This window comes from Pseudomonas sp. SWRI77, assembly GCF_014269105.1.
Classification (GTDB): domain Bacteria; phylum Pseudomonadota; class Gammaproteobacteria; order Pseudomonadales; family Pseudomonadaceae; genus Aquipseudomonas; species Aquipseudomonas capeferrum.
Window position 1 is genome coordinate 188,069 of sequence record NZ_JABWRV010000003.1, and the last position, 16,382, is coordinate 204,450.

15 protein-coding genes and 1 tRNA gene are annotated in these 16,382 nt (G+C 63.4%); 9 read left to right on the forward strand and 7 right to left on the reverse strand.

Annotated features, from left to right (window positions below):
- The first annotated feature begins 28 nt into the window (after nt 1–28).
- On the forward strand, nt 29–1,171 hold the full coding sequence (gene pdxB / locus HU766_RS04690; RefSeq protein ID WP_186653975.1) for a 4-phosphoerythronate dehydrogenase PdxB: 1,143 nt from the start codon (nt 29–31) through the stop codon (nt 1,169–1,171).
- A gap of 81 nt (nt 1,172–1,252) precedes the next feature.
- Here pdxB and HU766_RS04695 read toward each other — a convergent pair whose 3' ends face one another.
- Entirely contained in the window at nt 1,253–1,426 is a 174-nt protein-coding gene (locus tag HU766_RS04695; RefSeq protein WP_167334463.1) for a PA1571 family protein, read from the reverse strand.
- Nucleotides 1,427–1,638: 212 nt separating this feature from the next.
- Between HU766_RS04695 and HU766_RS04700 the strand changes: the two genes are divergently transcribed.
- From HU766_RS04700 to mqo, 3 genes are all read left to right on the forward strand, one after another.
- Nucleotides 1,639–3,402: an ABC transporter transmembrane domain-containing protein gene (locus HU766_RS04700; RefSeq protein ID WP_186653985.1), complete on the forward strand. Its 1,764-nt coding sequence runs from the start codon at nt 1,639–1,641 to the stop codon at nt 3,400–3,402.
- A 191-nt stretch (nt 3,403–3,593) separates the two neighbouring features.
- Nucleotides 3,594–5,210, forward strand: a complete 1,617-nt coding sequence (locus HU766_RS04705) for a methyl-accepting chemotaxis protein (protein ID WP_186653988.1) — start codon at nt 3,594–3,596, stop codon at nt 5,208–5,210.
- A 168-nt stretch (nt 5,211–5,378) separates the two neighbouring features.
- Nucleotides 5,379–6,947, forward strand: coding sequence for a malate dehydrogenase (quinone) (mqo, locus tag HU766_RS04710; RefSeq protein WP_186653992.1), 1,569 nt, complete (start codon nt 5,379–5,381; stop codon nt 6,945–6,947).
- A gap of 87 nt (nt 6,948–7,034) precedes the next feature.
- Here the strand turns inward: mqo and HU766_RS04715 are convergent.
- Nucleotides 7,035–7,111: transfer RNA gene (locus tag HU766_RS04715), tRNA-Pro, on the reverse strand.
- Between the two features lie 81 nt (nt 7,112–7,192).
- The gene (locus HU766_RS04720; RefSeq protein WP_027596642.1) at nt 7,193–7,414 is read right to left on the reverse strand and encodes a YgdI/YgdR family lipoprotein; all 222 of its coding nucleotides are present in this window, start codon (nt 7,412–7,414) and stop codon (nt 7,193–7,195) included.
- A gap of 194 nt (nt 7,415–7,608) precedes the next feature.
- On the opposite strand from HU766_RS04720, the gene moaB reads away from it, so the two are divergent.
- Complete coding sequence (moaB, locus tag HU766_RS04725; RefSeq protein WP_033700442.1) at nt 7,609–8,148, forward strand: molybdenum cofactor biosynthesis protein B; 540 nt, start codon at nt 7,609–7,611, stop codon at nt 8,146–8,148.
- Nucleotides 8,132–9,358 carry a gephyrin-like molybdotransferase Glp gene (gene glp, locus HU766_RS04730; protein WP_186653996.1) on the forward strand — a complete coding sequence of 409 codons (1,227 nt, stop codon included), beginning with the start codon at nt 8,132–8,134 and terminating at the stop codon, nt 9,356–9,358. The genes moaB and glp overlap by 17 nt, the downstream gene beginning before the upstream one ends.
- Here glp and HU766_RS04735 read toward each other — a convergent pair.
- Nucleotides 9,347–10,594, reverse strand: a complete 1,248-nt coding sequence (locus HU766_RS04735) for a glycosyltransferase family 4 protein (protein ID WP_186654000.1) — start codon at nt 10,592–10,594, stop codon at nt 9,347–9,349. The genes glp and HU766_RS04735 overlap by 12 nt on opposite strands.
- 314 nt (nt 10,595–10,908) lie before the next feature.
- Here HU766_RS04735 and yegS point away from each other — a divergent pair, with 314 nt between their 5' ends.
- The gene (yegS, locus tag HU766_RS04740; protein ID WP_186654004.1) at nt 10,909–11,796 is read left to right on the forward strand and encodes a lipid kinase YegS; all 888 of its coding nucleotides are present in this window, start codon (nt 10,909–10,911) and stop codon (nt 11,794–11,796) included.
- Here yegS and HU766_RS04745 read toward each other — a convergent pair.
- From HU766_RS04745 to HU766_RS04755, 3 genes are all read right to left on the reverse strand, one after another.
- Nucleotides 11,780–12,439 (reverse strand): response regulator transcription factor, encoded by a 660-nt coding sequence (locus tag HU766_RS04745; RefSeq protein WP_033700438.1) that lies wholly within the window; start codon nt 12,437–12,439, stop codon nt 11,780–11,782. The two genes, yegS and HU766_RS04745, sit on opposite strands and share 17 nt — an antisense overlap.
- On the reverse strand, nt 12,429–13,325 hold the full coding sequence (locus HU766_RS04750) for a histidine kinase (protein WP_047583288.1): 897 nt from the start codon (nt 13,323–13,325) through the stop codon (nt 12,429–12,431). Before HU766_RS04750 ends, HU766_RS04745 begins: the two co-directional genes overlap by 11 nt.
- Nucleotides 13,326–13,711: 386 nt before the next feature.
- A complete protein-coding gene (locus HU766_RS04755) occupies nt 13,712–14,212 on the reverse strand; it encodes a histidine kinase (RefSeq protein ID WP_186654008.1) in 501 nt (166 codons plus the stop codon).
- A 349-nt stretch (nt 14,213–14,561) separates the two neighbouring features.
- Between HU766_RS04755 and HU766_RS04760 the strand changes: the two genes are divergently transcribed.
- Nucleotides 14,562–15,497 (forward strand): chemotaxis protein CheV, encoded by a 936-nt coding sequence (locus HU766_RS04760; RefSeq protein ID WP_033700434.1) that lies wholly within the window; start codon nt 14,562–14,564, stop codon nt 15,495–15,497.
- 55 nt (nt 15,498–15,552) lie between these two features.
- Nucleotides 15,553–16,353, forward strand: coding sequence for an MOSC domain-containing protein (locus tag HU766_RS04765; protein WP_033700433.1), 801 nt, complete (start codon nt 15,553–15,555; stop codon nt 16,351–16,353).
- Nucleotides 16,354–16,382: the final 29 nt, after the last annotated feature.

Sequence of the window (16,382 nt, forward strand, 5' to 3'; positions counted from 1 at the left end):
CACTGCGTTCCCCTGACAGGAGAGCGCCATGCTGATAGTTGCCGACGAGAACATTCCGCTGCTCGATGCCTTCTTCGAAGGTTTCGGCGAGATCCGCCGCTATCCGGGCCGAAGCCTCGATGCCGCCAGCGTCAAGGACGCCGACGTGCTGCTGGTGCGCTCGGTGACCAAGGTCGACCGCCAACTGCTTGAAGGCAGCCGTGTGCGTTTTGTCGGCACGTGCACCATCGGCACCGACCACCTCGACCTGGACTACTTTGCCGAGGCTGGCATCCACTGGAGCAGCGCGCCGGGCTGCAATGCCCGCGGCGTGGTGGACTATGTGCTGGGCAGCCTGCTGACCCTGGCCGAGCTGGACGGTGTCGCGCTACCCAAGCGCACGTACGGCGTGGTGGGCGCGGGGGAGGTCGGTGGCCGCCTGGTGCGTGTGCTGCATGGCCTGGGCTGGAAAGTGCTGGTGTGCGACCCGCTGCGTCAGGCCGCCGAAGGGGGCGATTACGTCAGCCTCGATACGGTACTGGAACAGTGCGATGTGATCAGCCTGCACACCCCCTTGCAGCGGGGCGGCGAGTACCCCACCTGGCACCTGCTGGGCCAGGCGCAACTGGCACGGTTGCGCCCAGGGGCGTGGCTGATCAATGCCAGCCGTGGCCCGGTGGTGGACAACGATGCCTTGCGTGAGCTGCTGTTGGACCGTGAAGACGTGCATGCCGTGCTCGATGTGTGGGAAGGCGAACCGCAGGTCGACCTGCAACTGGCCGACCTGTGCACGCTGGCTTCGCCGCACATCGCCGGCTACAGCCTCGATGGCCGGCAGCGGGGCACTGCGCAGATCTACCAGGCGTTGTGCCGTCACCTGGGCGAAGCGGAGCTGGTGCGCCTGGCCGATTTGCTGCCCAAGCCGCCGCTGGCGCAAGTTGAACTCGATGCCACTACAGACCCGGCCTGGGCCTTGGCCACCTTGTGCCGCGCCGTGTACGACCCGCGCCGTGACGATGCAGACTTCCGCCGTAGCTTGAGCGACGACCCGGCCGAGCAGCGGGTGGCATTCGATCAGTTGCGCAAGCAGTATCCACCTCGGCGTGAAATCGAAGGGCTGGCGGTGCGGATTCGTGGCAAGTCGCCGCAATTGGCGCAGTTGGTCAGTGCGCTGGGTGGGGTGTTGGTCTGAGTGATGTGCCTGCGTCGGCCTTTTCGCCGGCCGAGGCAATAAAAACCCGGCGCAGGCGCCGGGTTGCAATGAATTAGCCGATCAGCCTTTACGGGCTTTAGTACCCCGGCTTTGTTCCAGTTCCTGGCAGGCTTTCTGGATCATCTGCTCGGTGATCGGAACCTCGCGCCCTTGGGCGTCGATGATCGAGCCGCACACCTGGGGTTGCGGGTTGTTCTGGGGTTTCGGGGTATCGCTGCTGTGCTGCAAGCTCATGTCCTGTCTCCTCATCAGGTTCAAGCTCAGGGTAGTCCTGCGCCGTGACTGGCCTGTGACAGATCCTCGACTGTCACGGCCCTGACAGTCCACCAGAAATGGCGGTAAAGCTCCAGAGCCCTTTTAGATCGAAAGGCTATAGTCACCCCCAAGCGTTCCGCGCGCTCCGATGAGTGGTAGTCTGCTGCTTCCTTGCCGCTTTGGTTGCCGCCATGCCCGAATCCGTCTCCCCTGGCCAACGTCGCGCCCTGCGCCTGGGTTGGCAGTTCGTTCGCCCGTATCGCCGGCAAATGCTCCTGGCATTGCTGGCACTGGTGGTCACGGCGGCAATCACCCTGTCCATGGGGCAGGGCATCCGCCTGCTGGTTGACCAGGGTTTCATGACCCGCTCCGCGCACCAGCTCAACCAGACCATTGGCCTGTTCCTGCTGTTGGTGCTGGCACTGGCGGTGGGTACCTTCAGCCGCTTCTACCTGGTGTCGTGGATCGGCGAGCGCTGCGTGGCTGATATCCGCCGTGCGGTGTTCGATCACCTGGTCGGGCTGCACCCTGGGTTTTTCGAAGACAACCGCAGCTCCGAGATCCAGTCGCGGCTGACGGCTGACACAACCTTGCTGCAATCGGTGATCGGCTCTTCGCTGTCGATGTTCCTGCGCAATGCCTTGATGGTGGTAGGGGGCGTGGTGCTGCTGTTCATCACCAACCCCAAGCTCACCAGCATCGTGGTGGTGGCCTTGCCGCTGGTGCTGGCGCCGATCCTGCTGTTCGGCCGGCGCGTGCGCAGCCTGTCGCGGCAGAGCCTGGACCGGGTGGCGGATGTCGGCAGCTACGTCGCCGAAACCCTGGGGCAGATCAAGACCGTGCAGGCCTATAACCATGAGCCGCTCGATCGCGAACTGTTCGCCAGCACCGTCGAGGCGGCCTTCAGCGTGGCCCGCCAGCGTATTGCCCAGCGTGCGTGGCTGATCACCCTGGTCATCGTGCTGGTGCTCGGCGCGGTGGGGGTCATGCTCTGGGTCGGGGGCATGGACGTGATTGCCGGGCGTATCTCGGCAGGCGAGCTGGCTGCCTTCGTGTTCTATAGCCTGATCGTCGGCAGTGCGTTCGGCACGCTCAGCGAGGTGATCGGTGAGCTGCAGCGCGCCGCCGGTGCGGCCGAGCGCATTGCCGAGCTGTTGGCGGCACGCAGTGCAATCCTGCCGCCGCGCGTAGCCGCCTCACTGCCTCAGCGGCGTGCTGTCGGGCGTATTGCGTTGCAAGACGTGCATTTCGCCTACCCGTCGAGGCCTACGGTTGCAGCCATCGACGGCTTGAGCCTGGCGATCGAGCCGGGGCAGACCGTGGCCCTGGTCGGGCCTTCGGGCGCCGGCAAATCGACCCTGTTCGACCTGCTGCTGCGCTTCTACGACCCTCAGCAGGGGCGCATCCTGCTCGATGGCCAGGCCATCACTGAACTCGACCCGGCCGAGCTGCGCCAGCAGTTCGCGTTGGTGGCGCAGAACCCGTCGCTGTTTCGCGGCACGGTCGAGGCCAACATTCGCTATGGCCGCCCAGGGGTGACGCTGGCCGAGGTCGAGGCAGCGGCGCGCGGTGCGCATGCCGACGAATTCATCCAGCAACTGCCGCTGGGCTACCAGACGCCGCTGGGGGAGGGTGGCATCGGCTTGTCGGGCGGGCAACGGCAGCGCTTGGCGATTGCCCGGGCGCTGCTGGTCGATGCGCCGATCCTGTTGCTGGATGAGGCTACCAGCGCCCTTGATGCGCAAAGCGAACACCTGATTCAGCAGGCGCTGCCCAGTGTGATGGCCGGTCGCACCACCTTGGTGATCGCCCATCGTCTGGCCACGGTGCAGCACGCCGATCGCATCGCGGTGATCGACAAGGGGCGCCTGGTGGCAATAGGCACGCACCGCCAGTTGATCGAAGAAAGCCCGCTGTATGCCCGATTAGCCTCGTTGCAGTTCACCACGGGCTAGCCTGTCGTGGTTCTGTAACAATTCTGTAGGAATTGCCTGACACTATTTGTCTCAATTGTTGTGCAAGTGCTCAAGCTGGCTGCTATCGAACGATGGCAGCCTTTTTTTTGCGGTGAGCCTACGGGGACATGGAATGTCTTACCCGGCGCCGCAAGCGTGCGCCGTTCCTTTCCTTTGGTCTTGAGATCGCGATGTTGCGTAAATCCCTCAGAGTGCAAATTCTCGCCCTGCTCGGCGGCAGCCTGGTAGCGATGCTGCTGATCGCGCTGGTGTGTTTCCAGTTTCTGTCTTCCAGCGTGCGCGGCTACGCCGAGCTGGTGGATGGGCCCTTGCGGGCTTCGCAATTGATCGATGAGGCCAACCTGCAGTTCAAGATCCAGGTGCAGGAATGGAAGAACGTGCTGCTGCGCGGACGCCAGCCCGCCGAGCTGGACAAGTACTGGCAGCAGTTCCAGGCCCGCGAGCAGCAGGTGCAGCAGGTGCTTGGGCAACTGATCGACAGCAGCGATGCCAGGCTCAAGGCGCCGCTGCAACAGCTGCGTGCCAGCCATCTGCAACTGGGCCAGGCTTATGCGCAGGGCCGCCAGGCGTTTGTCGCCGCAGGTGGTGACCCGGTTGCAGGCGACCTAGCGGTCAAGGGCGTGGACCGTGCTGCCAGCGAACAGATGAGCGAGCTGGTCGAACAACTGCGCGCCGATGCGCGCGAGCGTGCATCGAGCATCAACGCCAGCGCCGAGCGTACGGTGTGGCTGGGCTTGCTGGTGATGCTGGGCTCGGCGGTGCTGGTCGGCCTGTTCAGCCTGTGGCTGGTCAATCGCAGCCTGATCGAGCCGATTCGCCAGTTGATCGAGTATGTCGCGCAGTTGAGCCAGGGGCGCTTCGTGGCGCGTGTGGACAGCCGCCGTGAAGATGAATTGGGGCGCTTGGCACGTGCGGCCAATACCCTGCGTGATTTTCTTGCCGAGACAGTCGGCCGGCTCAAGGACAATGCCCAGGAGCTGGAAGGCGCCAGTGGCCAGCTGCGCAGCATCGCGGCTGACATGGCCCAGGGCACGCATGACCAGTTCCAGCGCACCGATCAGGTGGCGACGGCCATGCATGAGATGTCCGCCACCGCTCAGGAGGTGGCTCGCCACGCCGCCGATGCCGCCCGCGCGGCCGATGATGCCGATCACAGCGCCCAGGCTGGCGAGCAGGTGATGCAGCAGACCATCGACATCATTGGCGTGGTCAACCGCGAAATCGCCGGTACCGCCGCGGTGATCCGTGACCTGGAGCATGACAGCACGCGGATTGGCAAGGTGCTCGAAGTCATCCGCGGCATTGCCGAGCAGACCAACCTGCTGGCGCTCAATGCAGCGATCGAGGCGGCCCGTGCGGGCGAGGCCGGGCGCGGCTTTGCGGTGGTCGCCGACGAGGTGCGCAGTTTGGCCCAGCGCACCGCTGCATCGATCGCCGAAATTAACCAGATCATCGAAGCGGTGCAGTCGGGTGCGGTAGAGGCGGTCAAGGCCATCGAAAGTGGCCAGCAGCGCAGCGAGGAAGGAGCCGAGCAGGTGCAGCAGGCGGGGCAGATGCTGCAGCGCATCACCTCGGCGGTGGAGGCGATCCGTGACATGAACCGGCAGATCGCCACGGCGGCCGAAGAGCAGACCAGCGTGGCCGAGGACATCTCGCGCAACCTGATCGAAATTACCCGCATCGCCACCACCAACCAGGCAGCGGTGCAGCAAACCGAGCAGGCCGGGCAGCGTTTGCATGGGTTGTCCGGGCAGTTGGGGGAGGTGACTTCGCGGCTGACGGCCTGACCCTCCGGCGCGGGGAAATCCGCCACTGTTGCGCTGAACCTGGTGCAACTGTGGCGGATTGTCGCCATGCGACCGGGTGTCCCACCCCTTAGCCATTGGTCTAATGCCAGTTGGCACACTCTCTGCTTTAGGGCGCCAATCCTTCACTTCAATCGGATTGCGCTACTAATGAAAAAAATCCTGCTGACGCTCCTTTGCCTGAGCGTCATCGGCTGCTCCAAACCCGCAGAGCCGGACAAGACCGTCGACGTCCTGCTGATCGGCGGCGGCATCATGAGTGCCAGCTTGGGCACCTACCTTACCGAGCTGGAGCCGAACTGGAAGGTCGACGTCTACGAGCGCATGGACCAGGTGGGCGAAGAAAGCTCCAACGCCTGGAACAACGCCGGTACCGGCCACTCCGCGTTTTGCGAACTGAACTACACCAGTGTCGGCACGGATGGCAGCATCGACATCAGCAAGGCCGTGGGCGTCAACGAGCAATTCGAAGTCTCCAAGCAGTTCTGGGCCTACCAGGTCGAGCAAGGCGTGCTGAGCAACCCGAAGACGTTCATCAACAACGTGCCGCACATGAGCTTTGTGTGGGGTGACGACAACATTGCCTTCCTCCACAAGCGCGTCGCTGCCCTGCAGCACAGCTCGCTGTTCCGTGGCATGCAGATCAGCGAAGACCACGAGCAGATCCGCCAATGGGCGCCGTTGGTGATGGAAGGCCGTGACCCTCAACAGAAGGTCGCAGCCACGCGCATGGCGATCGGCACCGACGTTAACTTTGGCGAGATCACCCGTCAGCTGTTCGCCTCGATGACCCGCAACCCTAACGTCAGCGTGAACCTCAGCCATGAAGTGCGTGACATCGTGCGCAACGAGGACGGCACCTGGCGGGTGGTGGTGGCCGACCTGGCCAATGGCGGCAACGAAGTGGCGGTCAACGCCAAGTTCGTCTTCATCGGTGCCGGTGGTGGCGCGCTCAAGCTGTTGCAGAAGTCGGGCATCCCCGAAGCCGAAGGCTATGCCGGGTTCCCGGTGGGTGGCCAGTTTCTGATGACCGACAACCCGGACGTGGTTGCACGCCACCAGGCCAAGCTGTACGGCAAGGCGTCGGTCGGTGCACCGCCTATGTCGGTCCCGCACCTGGACACACGTATGATCGACGGCAAGCAGGTGCTGCTGTTCGGCCCGTTCGCGACCTTCTCCACCAAGTACCTCAAGCACGGCTCGCTGCTGGACATGTTCGCGTCGCTGAACAGCCACAACATCCTGCCGATGGTGAACGCCGGCATCGACAACATCGACCTCAGCACCTACCTGATGGGGCAATTGATGCTGAGCTTCGACGACCGCATGAATGCCCTGCGCGAATACTTCCCCAATGCCAAGAACCAGGACTGGAAGCTGCTGCAGGCCGGCCAGCGCGTGCAGGTGATCAAGAAGGACCCGGTGCTCGGTGGCGTGCTGCAGTTCGGTACTGAAGTGGTCGCTGCCCAGGACGGCACTATCGCCGCGCTGCTGGGGGCCTCGCCAGGCGCTTCGACTGCCGCGCCGATCATGCTGACGGTGCTGGAGAAGACCTTCAAGGACCGCCTCAAGAGCCCTGAATGGCAGGCCAGGCTCAAGCAGATCGTACCCAGCTACGGGCAGAAGCTGAACAACAACCTTGAGCTGACCAACCACACCCGGGCATGGAGCAGCGAGCGTTTGCAACTGCTGTACGTGCCCGTGCAGGCCGAGCAGTAAGCCGCGCCTACCGCCCCCTGTGCATGCAGGGGGCATTTTTGGCGCACAACAAAAAGCCCGCGCAAGGCGGGCTTCTTGAATAGGATGTGGTCGGAGAGACAGGATTCGAACCTGCGGCCTTCTCGTCCCGAACGAGACGCGCTACCTGGCTGCGCTACACTCCGATGAACGAAATCCTACTGCATCCCTTTTTTGCACGCAAGCCCTTGTTGTTAAAAGGGCGTTTGCCAAAAAGGGAAGCCAGATCACAGCTCTTTGACGGTACGGATCTGGTCTTTGTTCAGGCGCGTACGCTTGCCATCAAGTTGCTCGAATTCGTAGAAGCCCGAGTCCTCGTCGAACGAAGGGGTGTCCACTGCCTGGATCTCCCGACCATCGTTCAGGGTAATGACGGTTGGCGATGCGCAGCCAGCGAGGGCGCCCAGGCCCAGGGCAAGCAGAAAGGCGGGAAGGGTCCGTTGAATCATCGTGTTTCTCCAGTGCGATGGTGCTAGATGACAGTTATGACGCAGGGCGTCCGCGCAAGTTCCTTTACAGTGCAGCATAGCGGCAAAACCTGAGTATTGACCAAGGGCAAGGGCAAGGGCACAGGGGCGCGCCGCTGTGTCGGGGGTGTGCTGTGTTATAAATGCGCCATCCCATCTTCTTGTGACGGACACCCATGAAAGCCAAGGCAGATACCCCCTTCGTGCCGCTGAACATCGCCGTGCTGACGGTCAGCGACACGCGTACCTTCGACACCGACACCTCCGGCCAATTGTTCGTCGACCGCCTGACTGCGGCTGGTCATCAACTGGCGGCGCGGGTGTTGCTCAAGGATGACCTGTACAAGATTCGCGCCCAGGTCGCGACCTGGATCGCCGAGGAAGGCGTGCAGGTGGTATTGGTTACTGGCGGCACCGGTTTCACCGGCCGCGACAGCACGCCCGAGGCCGTGGCCTGCCTGCTGGACAAGCAGGTGGACGGTTTCGGTGAGCTGTTCCGGCAGATCTCCGTGGCCGATATCGGCACCTCTACCGTACAGTCGCGCGCGCTGGCAGGCCTGGCCAATGGCACGCTGGTGTGCTGCCTGCCGGGCTCGACCAATGCAGTGCGCACCGGCTGGGACGGCATCCTCGCCGAGCAGCTCGATGCCCGCCATCGCCCGTGCAATTTCGTGCCACACCTGAAGCAGGCAGCGGCCTGTGAAAGCCGTGGCTGAGGTCAATCAGGCCCGGCCGCTGATGCCGGTGGAAGACGCATTGGCGCGATTGCTTGCGCTGGCAGAGGCCGCACCGATCCGGGAAACCGAAAACGTGCCGTTGGCCGAAGCCGAGGGGCGCGTGCTGGCCAGCGACCTGGTGGCGTCTCTCGACCTGCCGCCTTGGCCGAACAGCGCCATGGATGGCTACGCCCTGCGCCTGGCGGACTGGCAGGGCGAGCCCTTGCCGGTCAGCCAGCGTATCTTTGCCGGCCATGCCCCACAGCCCCTGCAGCCAGGTACGTGTGCGCGCATCTTCACCGGCGCACCGGTGCCGGCCGGCGCTGACTGTGTCGAGATGCAGGAAAACGCCGACGTGACTGACGACGGTCGGGTACGCTTCCTCGAACCATTGAAAACCGACCAGAACATCCGCCCACAAGGCCAGGAAACGCGTCAGGGCGAGCAGGTGATGAGCGCCGGTACACGCCTGGGGCCGATCGAGCTGGGCTTGGCTGCAACCCTCGGCCAGGCCCGCCTGGACGTGGTGCGCAAGGTGCGCGTGGCCGTGCTGTCTACCGGTGACGAGCTGATCGAGCCTGGCCTGCCCTTGGGGCCAGGGCAGATCTACAACAGCAACCGTCGCCTGTTGGTCAGCTGGTTGCAGCGTTTGGGGTGCGAGGTGCGGGATGCGGGGATTCTGCCCGATGACCTGGCGCGTACCCGTGAATGCCTGGGGGCACTGGGCGATGTTGACCTGATCCTGTCCACCGGCGGTGTCTCTGTTGGCGAGGCCGATTACCTGGGGGCCGCTTTGCGTGAGGCCGGCGAACTGGCCTTGTGGAAGCTGGCTATCAAGCCGGGCAAGCCACTGACCTTCGGCCATTTTCGCGGTGTGCCGGTGATCGGCCTGCCGGGTAACCCGGCTTCCACGCTGGTCACCTTTGGCCTGCTGACGCGGCCGTACCTGTTGCGGCGCCAGGGTGTGGCCGATGTCACGCCGCTGCGCTTCGACATGCCGGCAGGCTTCGACTGGCCCAAACCAGGCATGCGGCGCGAGTACCTGCGTGCCCGCATCGAGCATGGTCAGGTGCGCATCTACAAGAACCAGAGCTCTGGGGTGCTGCGCAGTGCGGCCTGGGCCGAAGGCTTGGTGGAGGTGCGCGAAGGCAGCACGCCCAAGCTGGGTGACAGTGTGCCGTTTATCCCGTTCAGCGAGCTACTTGGCTGAACGACCGAGCCAGCCTCCCAGCAGTTGCATAGCGTCGGTGGGCTGTGCCTGGTGCAGGCGCATGTGCACGTTTTCCAGTTGCTGCGCCGCGACACTCCAGTCGTGACGCTGGCGAGCGAATTGCCGGCCGGCTTCGCTCAACTGCGCCATGCGCCACGGCTGGTTGAGCAACTGGGTGATCAGCAGCGCCAGTTGGTCGCCATCGTCGCTGCCCAGGTAATGCTCAGCGTTGTTCACGGCCAGCCCTGAAACACCCTTGCTGGTGGTGATCACCGGCAGCCCGGCAGCCATCGCTTCGAGCACCTTGGCCTTGGAGCCCCCGGCATAAAGCAGGGGGGCGAAGAACAGCGCCGAGCGGCGCTGCAGCTCGCGCAGGTCGGGGCGATAACCGACCCATTCGATGCGTGGGTCGTTCCAGTGCAGCCTCCAGCTGGCGGGCAGCGCATGGCCGGCAATGGCCAGGCGCACTGCTGGGTTGCTCATCCACACCTGCGGCATGATCTCTTCCAGCGCCCATTCGATGGCCTCCAGGTTGGAGCCATATTCGAAGTTGCCGACAAACAGCAGGCGCTGGCTGTGCAGCGAGGGTTGCACCTGCTGATAGAAGTCGCAGTCCACGCCACTGACCACCACGTTCACCGGGCGGCCGCTGATCTGGGCGATCAGCTCGGCGTCATGGCTGCTGACGGCCACCACTTCAGTGGGTTGGCGCAGTACCCGTTGCTCCCAGCGCCGGTAGCGCCAGCGATCAAATGCGTTGAGCGGGCGCAGCCATAGCGGCAGGCGGTCATGGCGAGCGCCGCCCATGACCGATTCCAAGGTGTGTTCGCTGAGCATGTAGGGCAGGCCGCGGGCCTGCAGGGCCTTCTCGAACGGTTGGAAGCTGTAGCTGTGCTCGATCTGGATGACGTCCCAGGGCTCGTCCAGCAATTGCTCGAAGCGGTGCCTGAGGCAGGGCGCCAGGCCATTGATGATCGCCCGCATGGGGTAGTCGATGATCGGTGATGCCAGTAGGTTTAGCGGGCTGTGCAGGGCACGCCTGGGCAGTACGATCAAGCGTTCGAGCAGGGGCTCGAGGGCTTCGCGGGCAGCGTCGCTCAAGGGGATCTTGGACTGCACCAGCAGGGTGATCCGGTGGCCACGCTGGGCGAGTGCGCGCATCAGGTGGTATTGCCGGGTCTTGCTGCCGCTGGTGGTCGGCCAAGGCAGGTAGGGCAGTGTCCAGAGAATGCGCATGTCCCGGAATCCTCGCTACAGATCGCGGATGAAAAGACGCGCCCATCGGCAGTCAGCTGATCACTGCTGCCGGGGCGCGTCCATGGCTATCGGAAATAGGGGCCCAAGGTTGACCGAGTCAATATGCTGACTCGCAGGGTGATTTTCAGCGCTTGGGTCAAATACTTGTCAACTGTGCGTTTTCTGAGCATAGCCGGGCATTGGCGGGTGTGTGGAAAATGGCTGAAATCCATTGTTTATTGTGTTCGGTATGCAACGATCAGTGTGCGTCAGTGGTCGAGATCAGGGTTGGTCATTTTTCTCGGAGAAGCGCGATGCAAGGGCGCAAGGCAATGTTGATCCTGCACGGCAAGCAGGCGATGAACGAAGCGCTGCGCAGTGCCGTTCTGGCAATGCGCGAGACCGGCTGGGTGCTGGATGTGCGGGTAACCTGGGAGGCCGGGGATGCCCAGCGCCTGGTGGCCGAGGCACTGGCAGCCGGCTACAGCCATATCGTCGCCGGGGGCGGTGACGGCACCTTGCGCGATGTGGCAGAGGCCATGGGCCTGGCGGCGACCGACGCCAGCCTGGCGCTGATGCCGCTGGGCACCGCCAATGATTTTGCCAAGGCTGCGGGGGTGCCCTTGGAGCCGGCAGAGGCGCTGGCGCTGCTGAACAACCCGGCGCAACCAATCGACCTGGGGCAGGTCGGTGATCAGTTGTTTCTCAATATGGCCACCGGTGGCTTCGGCAGCCAGGTCACGGCCAACACCTCCGAGGACCTGAAAAAGGTCTTGGGCGCTGCTGCCTATCTGTTCACGGGGTTGTCGCGTTTCAGCGAGTTGCAGGCGGCGTCGGTAGAGCTGCAGGGCCCGGATTTTCACTGGCAAGGTGACCTGCTGGCCCTGGGTATCGGCAATGGCCGGCAGGCCGGCGGTGGCCAGGTACTGTGCCCGGATGCGCTGGCTGACGATGGCCTGCTCGACATCGCCATCCTGCCGGCGCCGCAGGAGGTGGTGGGGGCATTGCGCGACCTGGTGGCCGGCGATGGGTTGTTTGTGCGAGCCAGGTTGCCGTGGGTTGAAATCAAGAGCTCGCAGGGCCTGGACATCAACCTCGATGGCGAGCCGTTGCAGGCCGACAGCCTGCGCTTCGAGGCAAGGCCAGCGGCGCTGCGCCTGCACTTGCCGGCCGGGTCGCCGTTGCTCAGTCGTCCAGGCTGATGATTTTTTCGCGCACCGCGTACAGCACCAGGCCTGCCACATCGTGAATCTGCAGGCGTTTCATGATCTGCGAGCGGTGGGTTTCCACGGTTTTTATCGAAAGCCCCAGGCCGCTGGCGATCTCCCGGGTCGATTTGCCCCGCACGATCAGGCGCAGGATTTCCAGTTGGCGGGCAGTCAGGGTGTGGCGCTCACCGCTCGGTTGCTTGCGATGCTGGGTATGCAGCAATGCCTGGTTGATGACCGTGTGCGCGATTGCCGGACTGAGGTAGCGCTCGCCGTTGCGCAGGGCGCACAGGGCCTGCTCCAGTTCGGTGGCGCTGGTGTCCTTGAGCAGGTAGCCATGGGCGCCGCTTTCCAGGGCGCGCATGATCAGGTCCGGGTCGGTGTGCATCGACAGGATCAGCACCTTGCAGGTGCTGCCGCTGGCGCTGAGTTGGGTCAGGGCATCCAGGCCGCTGGTCGAGCGCATGGAGATGTCCAGCAAAACGATATCGGGTGCCAGCGTGCGCACCTGCTCAAGTAACAGATTGCCGTCGTCGGCCTCGCCGACCACGCAGTAGCCAGGGATGTCGGAGACCAGCGCGCGCACCCCGGCGCGTATCAGTGAGTGGTCGTCCACCAGCAGCAATTTACAGGTCATGGGCGGTCAAGGTCCTGGCGCGTTCCCGGGTGCGCGGCGGCCACGGGAACAGGGCTTCGATCTGCGTGCCAAGGCCCGGCTGGCTGGTGATCTGCAGGCGGCCTTGCAAGGCTGTCACGCGTTCCTGCATGCCAGCCAGGCCACGCTGGCCCGACGCGGCCGGGTGCCTGGCGGGGAGAAAACCGCGACCATCGTCCTCGATCTTCAAGGCAAGCCCGGCGGGGCTGCGTTGCAGGCGGATCGACAGGTTGCGCGCCTGGGCATGGCGCAACATGTTGGTCACGGCCTCCTGGGTGATGCGAAACACTGCCATCGCGACGGCTTCGTCAATGCCCCTGAGGCGCTGGTTGCATGCCAGGCTCCAGTGCACGTCGGTGTTTTCCAGCGTGCGCAGCAGGTGCGCGCGAAGGCTGGCTTCGAGCCCAAGGCTGGCCAGTTGCCGCGGGTTGAGCAGGGCGGAGACATCGCGCACGTTGCCAAGGGCGTCGTCGAGCGTGGTGCGCAGGGTATCGCAGTGGCTGTGCAGTTCATCGGGCACCCGCCGTTGCAGCCATTGCAACTGAAGCTTGGCGGCGGTGAGCAGTTGGCCGATGTCGTCATGCAGTTCGCGGCTCAGTTGCTGGCGCTCGCCTTCTTGAACCTTGAGCATGCGCTTGGCCAGTTCTGCCGGGTGCAGGCGGATCGACCCTGCCCCTAGGCTTACCTGCAGGCCCACGCCGAGCATCGCCGCAGCGTGCAGCAGCAACAGGCTGGCTGGCATCGGTTTGCCGGCCATGTACAGCAGCAGGTTGGCGACCACCGAGGCCACGCACAATACTATCGTCGTCCAGCGCAGCAGCGCAGTACGGGAGCAGCAGCGCAGAGGAGTCTTCAAGCGTGGGAACATAAATAGAGAAGCCACTGAAGTGTTGCTGATGGAGGCCTTGCACACGTCTTGCCAGAGGCTTTGGCGCATTACTTTCGAAGTTTTGCCGGGTCACGTCCTCAATCAGCCTTGTTACAGACTGCAGGCATTCGCTGGCGAGCATGGTAACACTTCGCGTGGCGTTGGTCGCTGCTGGGCAACGCTTTGAAACCTCATGGTTTACGGGGTATTCCGGGACGTCCGTCCGATTAGCGCAAGTAGCAAAATGCCATCCGTTATTCGGCTGGCAATCACTTTCAGAGCAACTAGCGGGTTAATGCCAGCGGTATTGCGGCCGACACTTGGGGGAACTTCCAAGTTAGACCATCGTGGGCTTGAACAAGGCCCTTAGTTGCTCTTCGGGTGAGTTAATGCGCAGCGCGAGGGCGCGTGTCGGGGGTAGCGTCTGCGTGTGGGTGAAGGCAGTGGCTGCCCTGTTCTTCGCACGAGGCACACGTTTGCGGTAGCGGTTGTTCCAAAACACTGGCCAATTCAGTAAGCAGCGTGACCTGTTCACCGCTATCAAGGTTCAGCTGCCCGGTGCTGGGGTCTGTCAGCTCCAGTTGCCAGGCCAGCAGAGTCAGGCAGGCATCCGTCGCCGGCAAGGCCCCACGCAGCAGGCGTTGCTGCTGGCAGGCGGGTGCCAGCAGTTGCTGCAGTACGGTGGTGTAGTGGGCAACCTCAACCAATTGCAGGCGGCTGGCACGGCGGGCCAGGGTGTCGAGGGCGGTGTTCAGGCACTTGCAGGCATCTGCATCGTTGTCGATCAGCTCCAGGTGCTGCAGGCACTCCTGGGACTGAGTCAGCAAGACATGCGCATCCCGCAGAAACTCCTGCAGGGCAGCTTCAAACGATAAGGCACTGTCCATCAGGACGCTCCAGCGCTTGGAGCTGCAGCAAGGGGCGGACACGGCGATACGATAGCGAGCAAAAGCCTGACTCCATTCATGCAATGAGAATGGTGTCACATTAATGGCTAATGGATATCGCGAACATCAGGTTGCACCCGATTGCCACTAAGGGTTTCCCTGATGTGCGGCTAGGGTGCAACAAGGTGCAAAGCGGCAGACAGCCACCGTGAAGTGCCCGCAGTAAAGCATGATGGTAAAGTGATATCAATTGCCTCGGCGGCATTTTCCAGCAAGGGTCAAGGTGTGCGTGAATCCGCCGATACAGGGTGAAGAACTCAACTTTTCGACTCAAGCCTGGGGGCTTCCAATGGCTGGCATTCTCGACACGGTAGACCAACGCACGCAATTGGTGGGTGAGAACCGCCTGGAAATTCTGATGTTTCGCCTGGCAGGTCGGCAGCTGTTCGCGATCAACGTGTTCAAGGTGCAGGAGGTGCTGCAACTGCCCAAGCTGACGCTGATGCCGCAGCGCCATGCCTTCGTCTGCGGGGTGGTCAACCTGCGTGGGCAGACCTTGCCGGTGATCGACCTGTCCCAGGCGATTGGCATGCGCCCACTGCAGCCTGGGCCGGACAGCACCATCATCGTGACGGAGTACAACCGCTCGGTGCAGGCCTTCCTGGTGGGTGGCGTGGACCGCATCGTCAACATGAACTGGGAAGCGATCATGCCGCCGCCTACCAGTGCCGGGCGCCAGCATTACCTCACCGCCATCACCAAAGTCGACGAGCAACTGGTCGAAGTGATCGATGTGGAGAAGGTGCTGGCTGAGATCGTGCCCTACAACGCCAAGGTCTCCGGCGAGCGCCTCGCCGACCCGGTGCTGGCCCGCGCCAGAGGGCGTGAAGTGCTGCTGGTGGACGATTCCAGCGTAGCCCTGGCGCAGTTGCGCGACACCCTGTCGCAACTGGGCATGAAGTTGCACGTGGCCAGCGATGGCCTGAAAGCCTTGCGCCTGCTCAAGAGCTGGGCCGATGCCGGTGAGGATGTTTGCGAGAAGCTGCTGATGGTGTTCACCGATGCTGAAATGCCGGAGATGGACGGCTACCGGTTGACCACCGAGATCCGCAGCGATGCCCGCCTGCGTCAGCTCTACGTGGTGCTGCACACCTCGTTGTCGGGCAGTTTCAACGAGTCCATGGTCAAGAAGGTTGGCTGTGACAACTTCTTGTCCAAGTTCCAGCCGGATCGTCTGGTCGAGGTGGTCAAGCAGCGATTGCTGCTGGATTCCGCTACTGCGTGATACCGGGCCCTGCGGGGTATAAGCTTGGCGTTTTGAATGACGCGAGGCGGCAGGGATGTTTCTGAGTGAGTTGTATCGGTACCCGGTGAAGTCGGGGCGGGCGCAAAGCCTGCAGGCGTCACCGGTTGGCCAATTGGGGTTGTTGGGTGACCGTCGCTGGATGGTGGTGGAGGCAGACAATGGCCGCTTTCTCACCCAGCGTGCCTGGCCACAGCTCGGCCAGCTCAGGGCGAGCTACGATGCTGCCGGGCAGTTGTTGCTGGAGGCCCCAGGGCAGGCGCCACTTCGCGTGCCCGTACCGCTTGCAGACGACGACCTGCGGGGGGTGACCCTGTGGCGTGACACCCTGCGGGTACCGGATGCCGGCGACGCGGCAGCGCTGTGGCTGTCGGCGCTGCTTGGCAAGGACGTGCGGCTCGTCTATTGCCCGGAACAGCGGGCGCGTTATCTGCCCAATGGTTATGGCCTCAACAGTGACCGTGCAGCGTTTCCGGATGGTTTTCCGCTGCTGTTGATCGGCCAGGGTTCGTTGGACGAATTGAACCGGCGCATTGGCCGGCCGATGGAGATGCTGCGGTTCAGGCCGAATCTGGTGGTGCAGGGTGCAGAGCCGTTTGCCGAGGATGGCTGGAAGCGGATTCGCATCGGCGCGCTGGAGTTTCGAGTGCTCAAGCCCAGTGTGCGTTGCATTTTCACCACGATCGACCCGTTGACCGGCGAGCGCAGCGCAGACCGCGAGCCGATGACCACGCTCAAGACGTTCCGCGAGAAGGAGGGGGATGTGTTGTTCGGCCAGAACCTGGCCGTGGATGGCAGTGGCGTACTTGAAGTGGGGATGGAAGTCGAGGTCTTGTAGGCGCGGCCTTCCGTTGCGAAAGGGCCGCG